The organism is Kitasatospora sp. NBC_01250 (assembly GCF_036226465.1).
Classification (GTDB): domain Bacteria; phylum Actinomycetota; class Actinomycetes; order Streptomycetales; family Streptomycetaceae; genus Kitasatospora.
Window position 1 is genome coordinate 5,567,730 of record NZ_CP108476.1, and the last position, 12,339, is coordinate 5,580,068.

At 73.7% G+C, this 12,339-nt stretch carries 14 protein-coding genes; 9 read left to right on the forward strand and 5 right to left on the reverse strand.

All coding sequences use genetic code 11. The annotated features are described in order from the left end of the window. Positions 1 to 142: 142 nt before the first annotated feature. The gene (locus OG500_RS23525) at positions 143 to 1,156 is read right to left on the reverse strand and encodes a hypothetical protein (protein WP_327068809.1); all 1,014 of its coding nucleotides are present in this window, start codon (positions 1,154 to 1,156) and stop codon (positions 143 to 145) included. A gap of 158 nt (positions 1,157 to 1,314) precedes the next feature. Here OG500_RS23525 and dapE point away from each other — a divergent pair, with 158 nt between their 5' ends. After that, positions 1,315 to 2,403, forward strand: a complete 1,089-nt coding sequence (gene dapE, locus OG500_RS23530) for a succinyl-diaminopimelate desuccinylase (protein WP_327068810.1) — start codon at positions 1,315 to 1,317, stop codon at positions 2,401 to 2,403. Positions 2,404 to 2,502: 99 nt separating this feature from the next. Next, complete coding sequence (locus OG500_RS23535; protein ID WP_327068811.1) at positions 2,503 to 3,342, forward strand: TIGR00730 family Rossman fold protein; 840 nt, start codon at positions 2,503 to 2,505, stop codon at positions 3,340 to 3,342. A gap of 53 nt (positions 3,343 to 3,395) precedes the next feature. Here the strand turns inward: OG500_RS23535 and folP are convergent, their stop codons facing one another. Continuing rightward, positions 3,396 to 4,208: a dihydropteroate synthase gene (folP, locus tag OG500_RS23540; RefSeq protein ID WP_327071650.1), complete on the reverse strand. Its 813-nt coding sequence runs from the start codon at positions 4,206 to 4,208 to the stop codon at positions 3,396 to 3,398. 199 nt (positions 4,209 to 4,407) lie between these two features. Between folP and OG500_RS23545 the strand changes: the two genes are divergently transcribed. Then, positions 4,408 to 4,872 carry a DivIVA domain-containing protein gene (locus OG500_RS23545; RefSeq protein ID WP_329583227.1) on the forward strand — a complete coding sequence of 155 codons (465 nt, stop codon included), beginning with the start codon at positions 4,408 to 4,410 and terminating at the stop codon, positions 4,870 to 4,872. Next, positions 4,869 to 5,435, forward strand: coding sequence for a DNA-3-methyladenine glycosylase I (locus tag OG500_RS23550; RefSeq protein WP_327068813.1), 567 nt, complete (start codon positions 4,869 to 4,871; stop codon positions 5,433 to 5,435). The genes OG500_RS23545 and OG500_RS23550 overlap by 4 nt, the downstream gene beginning before the upstream one ends. 89 nt (positions 5,436 to 5,524) lie before the next feature. Here OG500_RS23550 and OG500_RS23555 read toward each other — a convergent pair whose 3' ends face one another. Beyond that, complete coding sequence (locus OG500_RS23555; protein ID WP_327068814.1) at positions 5,525 to 6,325, reverse strand: enoyl-CoA hydratase/isomerase family protein; 801 nt, start codon at positions 6,323 to 6,325, stop codon at positions 5,525 to 5,527. 387 nt (positions 6,326 to 6,712) lie between these two features. Between OG500_RS23555 and OG500_RS23560 the strand changes: the two genes are divergently transcribed. Further along, the gene (locus tag OG500_RS23560; protein WP_280668201.1) at positions 6,713 to 6,880 is read left to right on the forward strand and encodes a DUF3117 domain-containing protein; all 168 of its coding nucleotides are present in this window, start codon (positions 6,713 to 6,715) and stop codon (positions 6,878 to 6,880) included. 176 nt (positions 6,881 to 7,056) lie between these two features. Here OG500_RS23560 and OG500_RS23565 read toward each other — a convergent pair whose 3' ends face one another. Further along, on the reverse strand, positions 7,057 to 7,689 hold the full coding sequence (locus OG500_RS23565; RefSeq protein WP_329587691.1) for an O-methyltransferase: 633 nt from the start codon (positions 7,687 to 7,689) through the stop codon (positions 7,057 to 7,059). Between the two features lie 330 nt (positions 7,690 to 8,019). On the opposite strand from OG500_RS23565, the gene sigE reads away from it, so the two are divergent. The 4 genes from sigE to OG500_RS23585 all read left to right on the forward strand — a co-directional run bounded on the left by sigE (position 8,020) and on the right by OG500_RS23585 (position 11,114). Further along, positions 8,020 to 8,742 carry an RNA polymerase sigma factor SigE gene (gene sigE / locus OG500_RS23570; RefSeq protein ID WP_327068815.1) on the forward strand — a complete coding sequence of 241 codons (723 nt, stop codon included), beginning with the start codon at positions 8,020 to 8,022 and terminating at the stop codon, positions 8,740 to 8,742. After that, positions 8,739 to 9,686 carry a zf-HC2 domain-containing protein gene (locus tag OG500_RS23575; RefSeq protein WP_329583235.1) on the forward strand — a complete coding sequence of 316 codons (948 nt, stop codon included), beginning with the start codon at positions 8,739 to 8,741 and terminating at the stop codon, positions 9,684 to 9,686. Before sigE ends, OG500_RS23575 begins: the two co-directional genes overlap by 4 nt. A gap of 166 nt (positions 9,687 to 9,852) precedes the next feature. Then, entirely contained in the window at positions 9,853 to 10,290 is a 438-nt protein-coding gene (locus tag OG500_RS23580; protein WP_327068817.1) for a sec-independent translocase, read from the forward strand. Positions 10,291 to 10,454: 164 nt separating this feature from the next. Beyond that, positions 10,455 to 11,114 carry a hypothetical protein gene (locus OG500_RS23585; RefSeq protein ID WP_442789210.1) on the forward strand — a complete coding sequence of 220 codons (660 nt, stop codon included), beginning with the start codon at positions 10,455 to 10,457 and terminating at the stop codon, positions 11,112 to 11,114. A 57-nt stretch (positions 11,115 to 11,171) separates the two neighbouring features. On the opposite strand, the gene OG500_RS23590 is transcribed toward OG500_RS23585, so the two are convergent. Next, on the reverse strand, positions 11,172 to 12,332 hold the full coding sequence (locus tag OG500_RS23590) for an Mrp/NBP35 family ATP-binding protein (protein ID WP_327068818.1): 1,161 nt from the start codon (positions 12,330 to 12,332) through the stop codon (positions 11,172 to 11,174). Positions 12,333 to 12,339: the final 7 nt, after the last annotated feature.

The window sequence follows — 12,339 nt, forward strand, 5'->3', positions numbered from 1 at the left end:
CCGCCCCCGCGCGGGGACGGACCGGCCGCGGCGCGCGCCGTACCGGACGGCCGCGTCCACTCGGCGTCCCGATGTTCACTCGCCGGAGGGGCAAACGGCCCGGTGTTCGTCAATTCGCGTTGACGATCCCGAGGGGCGGGCGTCAGTGCTTCGCGGAGGGCATCCCGAGGGTCACCAGGACCTGGGTCGTCGAGGTCGCGCCCGCCAGCGGCTGCCAGCCGCCGGAGGAGCGGTCGATCCGCCACACCTTGCCGTTGTAGGCGACGGTGCCGATGCTCAGCTCCTGGGCGTGCGCCACCGCCCACTGCGCCACCGCCCAGCCGCTCTGCAGCTGCGCGTCCTGGCCCCCGCCGGTGTTCAGGCCGGGGTCGGGGGTGAGGGCGAGCGCCGGGCTCGTCGTGGCCCCGCTGATGGCCGGGCTGCTGGTGGCCGGGCTCGCCGCCACCGCCCGCCCGAACTCGCGCTGCACCTGGAGGGTCACCAGCTGCGCCCCGCTCGGGGCGGCCGGGCTCGCCGTGCCGCTCGGCGAGGCCGCACCGGTGTCGACCTGGTCGGACTGCGGGAAGGAGTTCACCGTGCAGCTGAAGGTGGCCTGGGTGTGGCCGGTGAGCGCCTCGGCCAGCAGGGTGGCGTTGGCCTCGTGCTTGGCGTACGCGCCGGGGTAGCCGCTCTTCTGCACGTCCTGCGCGGCCTCGGTGAGCGGCAGCCGCGCGTAGCCCTGCACCTTCACCAGCGCGTCCAGGAACTTGTTGGTGGCGTAGACCGGGTCCATGATCTGCTGCTCGGTGCCCCAGCCCTGGGAGGGCCGCTGCTGGAACAGGCCCACCGAGTCGCGGTCGCCGCCCGCCAGGTTGTGCAGCTTGGACTCCTGCATCCCGGTGGCCAGCGCGATGGTCAGGGCGCGCTCCGGCAGCCCGCGGGAGATGCTCACCGCCGCGATGGTGGCCGCGTTGGAGCCCTGGTCCAGGTCCATCGTGACCGGCTTGCCGCCGGGCTGGGTGACCTCGCACTGCTCCGCGCTCTCGCCCAGGTGGTTGCGGTTCCACAGCACCAGCCCGGCGATCACCGCCCCGACCAGCAGCAGCGACGTCAGCACCCAGCGCAGCGGCCTGCGGCGCCGACGGCGGCCACGGGCCGCCCCCTCCTCAATGACCACCGTGGCCCCTCTCGCCTCGCGTTTGTGTCCCGCACACCGTACTCAGTCACCACCTGACCGGACGACTGTGCGGTCTGTGCTGGTTGCGTCGGGACGCAAGCGATCACCTCGGCCGTGCCGCGCGGAGCCGCTCCCGGCGCCCCCACTAGGCTTGCGCCATGAGCAGCCAGCCCGCCACCAGCGTCCCGACCGCCCTCGATCTGAGCCTGGACGGCGGTGCGCTCACCGCGCAACTGGTCGACATCCCCTCGGTCAGCGGGGACGAGCAGGCGCTGGCCGACGCGGTGGAGGCCGCGCTGCGCACCCTGCCGCACCTGACCGTGGACCGCTACGGCAACAACGTGGTGGCCCGCACGGACTTCGGGCGCTCCGAGCGGGTGCTGCTGGCCGGCCACCTGGACACCGTGCCGATCGCCGACAACCTGCCCTCCCGGGTCGAGGGCGACCTGCTCTGGGGCTGCGGCACCACCGACATGAAGTCCGGCGTCGCCGTCCAGCTGCGGCTGGCCGCCACCCTGACCGACCCCAACCGCGACCTGACCTTCGTCTTCTACGACTGCGAGGAGGTCGACGCCGCCCGCAACGGCCTCGGCCACCTGGTCGCCCAGCACCCCGACTGGCTGGCCGCGGACTTCGCGGTGCTGCTGGAGCCCAGCGAGGCGATGGTCGAGGGAGGCTGCCAGGGCACCCTGCGGGCCCAGGTGCTGCTGACCGGCACCAGGGCCCACTCGGCCCGCAGCTGGCTCGGCGACAACGCGATCCACCAGGCCGCCGTGGTGCTCGGCCGGCTCGCCGACTACCAGCCGCGCCGGGTGGAGATCGACGGCCTGGAGTACCGCGAGGGCCTGAACGCGGTGCGGATCGAGGGCGGGGTGGCGGGCAACGTGATCCCGGACGAGTGCGTGGTGACCGTCAACTTCCGCTACGCGCCGGACCGCACCGAGGCCGAGGCCGCGGCGCACGTGCGCGAGGTGTTCCAGGGGTTCCGGGTCGAGGTCACCGACAGTGCGCCCGGCGCGCTGCCCGGGCTCGCCCAGCCGGCCGCCCAGGCCTTCCTGGCGGCCACCGGCGGCAGCGCCCGGGCCAAGTACGGCTGGACGGACGTGGCGCGGTTCAGCGCGCTGGGCGTGCCCGCCGTCAACTACGGCCCGGGCGACCCGAACCTGGCCCACAAGCGGGACGAGCACTGCTCGCTGAGCGCGATCGCCGAGTGCGAGCGCCGGCTGCGCGACTGGCTGACCGCCTGACCGCCTGACCGCCTGACCGCCTGACCGTCGCCGTACCGTCAGCTGCCGGCCCGGCAAAGGTTGCCCGTTAATCACCCCTGCCAGGCGTACAGTTTCGTCATGACAGGGACATCAGCGCACGACGGCGCAGACGGACGGCGCTTCGGCCACGGGCCGGAGCTGGTGGAGCCGGACCTCACGGATTCGGAGCCGACCAAGAAGGCCTGGCCGGAGAAGCAGAAGGGCCCGGTGCTGCTGCGCCGCGAGCAGGTCGGCACCGGCACCACGGACCAGCGGCTGCTGGACACCACCGGCCCCACCGACTGGCTGCACACCGACCCCTGGCGGGTCTGGCGGATCACCTCGGAGTTCGTCGAGGGCTTCGGCGCGCTCGCCGAACTCCCGACCGCGGTCAGCGTCTTCGGCTCGGCCCGGACGCCGGTCGACTCGCCCGAGTACGCGGCCGGGGTGGCGATCGGCCGGGCGCTGGCCGAGGCCGGCTACGCGGTGATCACCGGCGGCGGCCCCGGGGCGATGGAGGCGGCCAACCGCGGCGCCTCCGAGGCCGGCGGGCTGAGCGTGGGCCTGGGCATCGAGCTGCCCTACGAGCAGGGCCTGAACGAGTTCGTCGACCTCGGGCTGAACTTCCGCTACTTCTTCGTCCGCAAGACGATGTTCGTGAAGTACGCGCAGGGCTTCGTGGTGCTGCCCGGCGGCCTGGGCACCCTGGACGAGCTCTTCGAGGCGCTCACCCTGGTGCAGACGAAGAAGGTCACCAGGTTCCCGGTGATCCTCTTCGGCAGCGCCTACTGGAGCGGGCTGGTGGCCTGGCTGCGGGACACCCTGGTCGCCCAGGGCAAGGCCGCGGCGGCGGACCTCGAACTGTTCCACGTCACCGACGAGGTGGACGAGGTGCTGAAGATCCTGGCCGAGAGCCGCCGCCCCAACGGCGAGATCTAGGACCTGTCCGGCGGCCGCTGATCCGGGCCCGGGGATCGGACCCCGGGCCCGGATCAGGCCAGGCCGCGGCGGGCCACCGCCGGCGGCCGGACGCCCTGGATCGAGGCGACCATGTCCAGCACCTGCCGGGTCTCGGCCACCTGGTGCACCCGGTAGATCCGGGCGCCCAGCCAGGCCGAGACGGCGGTGGTGGCCAGGGTGCCCAGCAGCCGCTGGTCGACCGGCTTGTCCAGGGTCTCGCCGACGAAGTCCTTGTTGGAGAGCGAGACCAGCACCGGGAACCCGGTGGCGGTCATCTCCGGCAGCCGCCGGGTGGCCTCCAGCGAGTGCCGGGTGTTCTTGCCGAAGTCGTGCCCGGGGTCGATGATCAGCGCGTCCCGGCGCACCCCGAGCGCGGCGGCCCGCTCGGCCAGCCCGACCGTGACCCGCAGGATGTCCGCCATCACGTCCGGGTAGCCGATCCGGTGCGGGCGGGTGCGCGGCTCGGCCCCGCCGGCGTGCGTGCAGACCAGGCCCACGCCGTGCCGGGCGGCGACCTCGGCGAGCCGCGGGTCGACCCCGCCCCAGGCGTCGTTGAGCAGGTCGGCGCCGGCCTCGCAGACCGCCTCGCCCACCTCGTGCCGCCAGGTGTCCACGCTGATCACGGCCCCGGGGTGGCGCTTGCGCAGCTCGGCCACGAACGGCACGGTGCGGCGCAGCTCCTCCTCGACCGTCACCTCCTCGCCCGGACCGGCCTTGACCCCGCCGATGTCCAGGATCGCCGCGCCCTCGGCCATCGCCCGGTCGGCGGCGGCGAACGCGGCCTCGTCGGCGAAGGTCGCGCCGCGGTCGAAGAAGGAGTCCGGGGTGCGGTTGACGATGGCCATGATGACCAGTTCATCCGCGCCGAACTCGCGCGGTCCAAGGCGCAGTGCCACCCTTGCTCCTTCCGCCGTCCTCGGCAGGTGTCGCTGGTATCGCCGGGTATCGATCCAGGGGGACCCTGGTGCGATGATGGGGCCCCGGCCTTCCCAGGGACCATGATCCCTCACTCGGCCGCATACTCACGTGTCGGGAGGACAGCTCGTGTTCTGGGTGATCGTGGTGGCGATGGCCGTGGTGGTCGGTGGTGCCGCACTGGTGGCACTGGGCGGCGGTGGCTCGCTGCCGGAGGCCGTGCACGACCGGATCGCGGCCCGGCTGCCGCAGGAGCGTCCGCTGAGCCGGCAGGACGTGGACGAGATCCGGCTGCCGATGGCGGTGCGCGGCTACCGGATGGACGAGGTGGACGACGTGCTGGACCGACTGGGCGCCGAACTCGCCTACCGCGACACGCGGATCGCCGAGCTGGAGGCGGCCGTGGCGGGGCTGGACGCCGGGCGCGCGGGCGATGCCGAGCAGGCCGGTTCGCAGCCGCTGCCCGGCCTGGAGGACTTCGCCGCCGGCCAGGACACCGCCGTGGCGGCGCCCGAGCCCGTGCAGGCCGCCGTGGACGCCTCCGGGCGGGTGGACGCCACGCTGGGGGCGCCCGAGCGCGCGGAGCGGGCGTGACCGACCTCAGGACCGGCCCGGACGGCCTGCTGCGCTGCCCGTGGGGCGAGTCCGCCGACGACTACCGGGTCTACCACGACACCGAGTGGGGCAAGCCGGTGCACGGCGAGGACCCGCTCTTCGAGCGGATCTGCCTGGAGGCCTTCCAGTCCGGACTCTCCTGGATCACCATCCTGCGCCGCCGCGAGGGGTTCCGGGCGGCCTTCGCCGGCTTCGAGATCGCCAGGGTCGCGGCCTTCACCGAGCAGGACGAGGCCAGGCTGCTGACGGACACCGGGATCATCCGCAACCGGCTCAAGATCGCGGCGGCGGTCGCCAACGCCCGCGCGGCCCAGGACCTGGACGGCGGTCTGGACGCGCTGATCTGGGGATTCGCCCCCGATCCGGCCCGCCCGGCACCGCGCACGCTGGCCGACGTCCCCGCCGTCACCCCGGAATCGACCGCGCTGGCCAAGGAGTTGAAGCGGCGCGGCTTCAAGTTCGTCGGGCCGACCACCGCGTACGCGCTGATGCAGGCCTGCGGGCTGGTCAACGACCACCTGGCCGGCTGCCACGCCCGCTGACCGGCTGCTCCGGCAGAGCCGACCGATCCGACAGAGCGAACCGGCCCGCTGACCGTGCGTCAGCGGGCCGGTTCGCGTTCGGGGACCGGTCAGCGGCCCAGGAACTTCGGCTGCTCCTTGGCCAGGAAGGCGCGCACCGCGATCCGGTGGTCCTCGCTGGCCCCGGCCAGGGTCTGCAGCTCGTCCTCCTTGTCGAGCGTCTCGCTCAGCGAGTGCGAGGCGCCGAAGTCCACCGCGGCCTTGATCGCGCCGTAGGCCACCGTCGGGCCGTCCGCCAGCTTCCGGGCGAACGCGTGGGCGGCCTGGGCCAGCTCGGCGGCCGGGACGACCTGGGTGGCGAGCCCGAGGGTGAGCGCCTCGGCGGCCTTGACCGTCCGCGGGAACATCAGCAGCTCGGTGGCCCGGGCCGGCCCGACCAGCCGGGGCAGCGTCCACGACGCGCCCGAGTCGGCGGTCAGCGCCACGCCCGCGAACGAGGTGTTGAACCCGGCACTGTCGGCGACGATCCGGAAGTCGCAGGCGAAGGCCAGCGAGGCCCCGGCGCCGGCCGCCACCCCGCCGACCGCGGCCACGGTCGGCTTGCGCATCCCCGCCAGTGCCCGCACCAGCGGGTTGTAGTGCTCGGCGACGGTCTTCAGCGGCGGCTCGCCGGTCTGCTCGGCGCGCCCGAGCAGTTCGAGGTGTTCCTTGAGGTCCTGCCCGACGCAGAACGCCTTGCCGCCCGCGCCGGTCAGCAGCACCGCGCGCACCGCGGGGTCGCCGGCCGCCTCGGTGACGATGTCCCGCAGCGCCACCTTGGTCGGGGTGTCGAGCGCGTTCATCGCGTCCGGCCGGTTGATGGTGATGACGGCGAGCGCGCCGTCGAGCTCGTACAGGACGGAGTCGGACATCGGTGAGGGCTCCCAACCGTTCGGTAACACCGCGGACCTGAGTCAGCATGCCGGAGCGCGCGGACGGGCGGGAGTGTGAGGTAGCGCACCTTTGTCGCCTCTTGCGCGCGGGGAGCGCGGCGGTCACCGCGCGGGCTCCGGACGGCCGGATAGTAGCGGGCTCGGGCAGGTATGGCGCGGTAACTGATGGGTCTTCGCCCGGTCGGGTGAGGGCGGGACTGAGGCGTATTCAGCCGGTCCGTACCGGTGTGGCCGCTGGTGCGGAAAGAGTGATGTTGGTCATCGGGGCGCCGTATGCGGGATAATGGCTTCCGATCAATGCGTTCGATACCGGCGGTGGACGGACTGCTGGTACGTACCTGAGCGGTTGCAGGAAGGGGAACGAGCATGGCGGCCATGAAGCCGCGGACGGGTGACGGCCCGCTCGAGGTCACCAAAGAGGGGCGGGGCATCATCATGCGAGTTCCGCTCGAGGGCGGCGGTCGCCTGGTGGTGGAGCTCACTCCGGACGAGGCAATCGCCCTGGGTGAGGCCCTGAAGCAGGCCTGCGGCTGACTCCCGCACGAAGGACGCGTCCCGCGACGTCACTCAGCATCGCCACGGCGCACTCTCGGGGTCCGGCACCGACTGGTTTCACCAGCGGCACCGGGCCCCGCTCTCGTGCCCGTACGGCCGCCTTCCCGGGGCCCGCGCGGGCCCGCCGGGCTCCCGGCCCACCCGGGCCGTGCCGGTCAGCGCTTGACGGCGCACAGCAGCCCGTCGCTGACCGGCAGCAGCGCGGGCACCAGTGCCTTGCTCTCCCGCACCGCCTGCACCAGCTCGCGCATGGCGGCGGTCGCCGGATCCTCCAGTGCGGGGTCGGTCAGCCGCCCCTGCTGGAACACCCCCTCGAAGCAGACCGCGCCGCCCGGGCGCAGCAGCCGCAACGATTCTGCGAGATACGACCGCGACTCGGCGGGGTCGCCGTCGCAGAAGACGAGGTCGTACTGGCCGTCGGCGAGCCGCGGCAGCACGTCCAGCGCGCGCCCGGGTATGAAGCGGGCCCGGCCGGCCGCGAAGCCCGCCGCCAGATAGGCCTCGCGGGCCAGCTCCTGGCGGATCGGCTCCGGGTCGACGGTGGTCAGGATCCCGTCCGGACGCATCCCGCGCAGCAGGTACAGGCCCGACACCCCGGTGCCGGTGCCGATCTCGGCCACCGCCTTGGCGCCCAGCGCCGCGGCCAGCAGCCGCAGGCAGGCGCCGCCGCTGGGACCCACCGCCTGGACGCCGGTGCGGGCCGCCTGCGCCCGGGCATAGGTCAGCACGGCGTCCTCGCCGACGTAGGTGTCGGCGAGGGTCGCAGCCGCGGGCCCGAAGTCGATGATCTGGTCCTGGGGAGTAGGGGCGCTGCCGGATGTCGATATTTCCTGCCACAGATTACTGGCCGGGTGGGAACCGCGTCCGGCGGCGGGCCGTTGGAACGGTCAGAGAGCGACTGTGCCAACCCGCCGGGTTGCCCTGCCAGGGGGCTCGGGAGACGGTTCGTGGTGCTGTCGGGTGGATGAGCACACTTTTATCCGGAACTGACGGGTGAGGTGGATATGGTGGTGGCCCTGCTGGGCAGAAGAGCCAACCGAGGAGGTGTGGCCGAGGGCGACGTCCCTGTGCGGCGGCAACTCCGCGGCACCTCGTCGGCCCGTACGCCGAAGCCCGTGATGAACCAGTCTGCGTCCTCCCCCCTGAACCAGTCGTCCGACGGCACCGCCGCCGAGTCCTCGGCTCCCGTTGCGCTTGCGACCTTCGCCGAGGGGCCCGACGCGCAGAACTGGACCCCGCCCAGCTGGGAGGAGATCGTCGAGGCGCACAGCGCCCGCGTCTACCGCCTGGCCTACCGCCTGACGGGCAATCAGCACGACGCCGAGGACCTCACGCAGGAGGTCTTCGTCCGGGTCTTCCGTTCGCTGTCCACCTACACCCCCGGCACCTTCGAGGGCTGGCTGCACCGGATCACCACCAACCTCTTCCTCGACATGGTCCGCCGCCGCCAGCGGATCCGCTTCGACGCGCTGGCCGAGGACGCCGCCGAGCGGCTGCCCAGCCGTGAGCCGAGCCCGGCCCAGGCCTTCAGCGACACCCACTTCGACGCCGACGTGCAGCAGGCGCTGGACACCCTGGCGCCGGAGTTCCGCGCCGCCGTGGTGCTCTGCGACATCGAGGGCCTGTCCTACGAGGAGATCGCGGCCACCCTGGGCGTCAAGCTGGGCACCGTGCGCAGCCGGATCCACCGCGGCCGCTCGCACCTGCGCGCCGCGCTCAAGCACCGTGCGCCCGGTTCCGCGCCCGGCCGGGTCCGGCGCGGTGGTTCGGAGCAGCTGGAGCCGGTGGCGGCGGCCGTGGGAGAGGCCGGTGCGGGCGGGAGCGGGCGGAGGCGATCGTGAGCGCCGCAGGCCGCTCCGGCGCCCGGCGCCCGGTGCCCGCCGGGCAGGGGAGCGCCCGGCAGGAGGCGTCCGTGCTGCGGCCGATCGCCGTACGCCAGAGCGAGTCGTCCCCGGTGGAGGAGCACCACCTCGGTGACCGGCTGACCGCCTACCTGGACGGCGAGCTGGGCCATGACGACCGTGAGCGGGTCCAGGCGCACCTGGCGACCTGTGCGGGCTGCCTGGCCGAGGCCGAGGAGGCCCGGTCGGTCAAGCAGCTGCTCACCAGGACCGATGCCCCCGGCCCGTCCGGGCAGCTGATGGCCCGGCTGCTCGCGGTCGCCGCGCTGCCCGACGACGAGGACCACCGCCCCGGCGGCGGCTCGGTGCTGCCGAGCGCGCCCACCCTGGGCGGCAGCAGGCTGACCGGCGGCTCGTTCGGCCACGGTGCGGGTGCCTCGTTCGGTTCCGGCGCGCTGGGCGCCGGCAGTCCGCTGCCCGGAGTCGACCCCCGCCCGGCCCCCGGCCGGTGGTACCCGGAGACCGGGCGCGGCCCGGACGGGCGGCTGTGGAGCGGCCGGCGCGGTGCCTCCCGCTCGGGCGGCAGCGCCGAGAGCCAGCGCCCCGCGGCGCTGGGCCCGCGCTCGGGTCCGGGCGCGGCGCCGCGCGGACGGCGCCTGGTGGTGGCGGCGGCGGGCGCCTTCTCGGTGGCGGCGGTGGCACTGGGCGGCTTCGGCAGCCTGGGCCTGGCCGCGGTCGCCGGCGACAGCCCCTCGGACGAGCAGCACGGTACGGCGGTCAACCCCCAGGTGCCCGGCGGTGTCCCGGCGGCTCCGCTGCACGGCCCGCAGACGGTGGACCTGCCGTTCGGCGGCCCCGCCGACCACGGCTACGACCTGCTGAGCCCGGGGCCCACCGCCCGGGGAGTCAGCCCGGTGGCGCACGGACGCGTGTCAGCGCCCTAGGGCCGGACAGGCCCTGGCCCCGCCACCTCGAGGTACCCCGGCCACCGGCTGGTCTTTGCCACGGCTTCTTCCACCCGTGGGCCAGGACCGGCCGGTGGCTATTACCCTGTAGGGAGCCGGTGTCGCGGGCCGAACCGGGATCGTCCGCCAGCAGCTGGGAGTTCACGTGTTCTTCGACATCGGCGGCCTGGAGTGGATCACTCTCATCATCATGGCGATCGTGATCTTCGGGCCGGACAAGCTGCCGAAGCTGATCCAGGATGCCACCGGGTTCATCCGCAAGGTGCGCACCTTCGCGGACAACGCCAAGGAGGACATCCGCAACGAGCTCGGTCCGGAGTTCAAGGACTTCGAGTTCGAGGACCTCAATCCCAAGACCTTCGTGCGCAAGACGCTGGTCGGCGGCGAGGAGGACCCGCTGGGGCTGAAGGACCTGCGCGAGGGGCTGGACCTCAAGTCGGTGCTCGACGACAAGCCGGCCGCCGGCCGGGTCAGCACCACCAAGACCCCCGCCGCGGCGGGCGGTGCCGTCCCCAGCCCGGCCTCGGCCGGTCCGCCGCTGGCGGCCGGCGAGCGCCCGCCCTACGACCTCGACGCCACCTGAGCACCGGGGACCGCCCCGCACGAACTCCCGTACGGCCCTGTACGACGACGACACCCCGTCCGGCCAGCCGCCGGACGGGGTGTCGGCCGTTGCGCCGCTATTGTGCTGAGTGCCCGACAGGTTGCCAAGGAGGTCCCGGATTGGACGCGACGAGCAGTCGTACGGTGGGAACGACCGCCGCCAAGGCGGCGGAGGTGCCCGGCCGACGGGTGGCCGAGCCCACCGACCCGCTGGCGCCCTACCAGGCGGCCGACTTCCCCTGGTACGGCCTGGACGAGGGCTGGACCGGCCGGCGCTGGCTGCTCCAGGCGGGCGCCGGCGGCAACCGCCCCGGCCCGGCGCGCAGCATCGACTACGGCTCGGTCGGCCACGGCGAGCAGCCGCCCAAGCAGCCCGAGGCCCCGGGGCCGCGCCGGTTCGCGGTCGTGGTCACGGTCGCCCGCCGCCCCGGGAGGCGCAGCGCGGACGGCACCGGTGTGCTGGAAGCGACCTCCGCCGCCTCGGCCGCCTGGCTGGCCGGTTCCGGGCTGCTCGCCGTCACCTGGCCGGGCCAGCTGGACCGCGGCCGTCGACAGGAGTGGCTGGACCAGCAGACCGCACTGGCCTGGGACCTGGCCGACGACCTCGGCGGCCCCGGCTGGTCCCCGCTCACCCTGCCGGTCAACGGCCTGCCGCAGCCCTTCCGCTACCGCGAGTCCGAGTACGGCTGGGTGCTGGCCGGCGAGGCCCCGGGCGTGCTGCTCGGCGCCTACGGCCGTGGTGTCAGTGCCTACGGCGTGGGCTTCAGCGCGATCGCGGACCTGGCGGCGTACACCAGGCCCTGAGGGCCCGTCCGTGCGTACCGACGAGGTCCGCCGGCCAGGGGCCGGCGGACCTTGTGGTCAGAACTTGTTCTTCGGGGTGAGTCCCAGCGAGAGGCCGGACAGGCCGCGCTGGCGTCCGCCCAGCTTGTCGGCGACCGCGTGCAGCGCGGCGCCGGCCGGGGAGTCGGGGGCCGCCAGCACGACCGGCCGGCCGTCGTCGCCGCCCTCACGCAGCCGCACGTCGATCGGGATGCTGCCGAGCACCGGGACGGTGGCGCCGGTGGCCCGGGTGAGCGCCTCGGCGACGATCTGGCCGCCACCGGTGCCGAACACGTCGACGATCTCGTCGCAGTGCGGGCAGGGCATGCCGGCCATGTTCTCGATCACGCCGACGATCTTCTGGTGGGTCTGCAGCGCGATCGTGCCGGCCCGCTCGGCCACCTCGGCGGCGGCCATCTGCGGGGTGGTGACGATCAGGATCTCGGCGTTCGGCACCAGCTGGGCCACCGAGATCGCGATGTCGCCGGTGCCGGGCGGCAGGTCGAGCAGCAGCACGTCCAGGTCGCCCCAGTAGACGTCGGCCAGGAACTGCTGCAGCGCGCGGTGCAGCATCGGGCCGCGCCACACCACGGGGGCGTTGCCGGGGGTGAACATGCCGATCGAGATGACCTTCACGCCGTTCGCCGACGGCGGCATGATCATGTCCTGGACCTGGGTCGGGCGGCCCTCGACGCCCAGCATCCGCGGCACGCTGTGGCCGTAGATGTCGGCGTCCACCACGGCGACCTTCTGGCCCTTGGCGGCCAGCGCGGCGGCCAGGTTGACGGTGACCGAGGACTTGCCGACCCCGCCCTTGCCGGAGGCCACGGCGTAGACCCGGGTCAGCGTGCCGGGCTTGGCGAACGGGATCTCGCGCTCGGGAGCGCCGCCGCGCAGCAGCTGGGAGAGCTCCTTGCGCTGCTCGTCGCTCATCACGTCGAGTTCGACCTCGACGCCGGTGACGCCGGCGATCCGGCCGACCGCGGTCTTCACCCGATCGATGATCGTCTCGCGCATCGGGCAGCCGGAGACGGTCAGGTAGACGGCCACCCGTACCGTGCCGTCGCCGGAGATCTCCACCGATTTCACCATGCCGAGGTCGGTGATCGGTCGGTTGATCTCCGGGTCCTGCACGGTCGACAGCGCCTCGCGGACGGATTCCTCCGTCACGCCGGTCGCCACCTCAGTCTCATTGGCCATGCCTTGA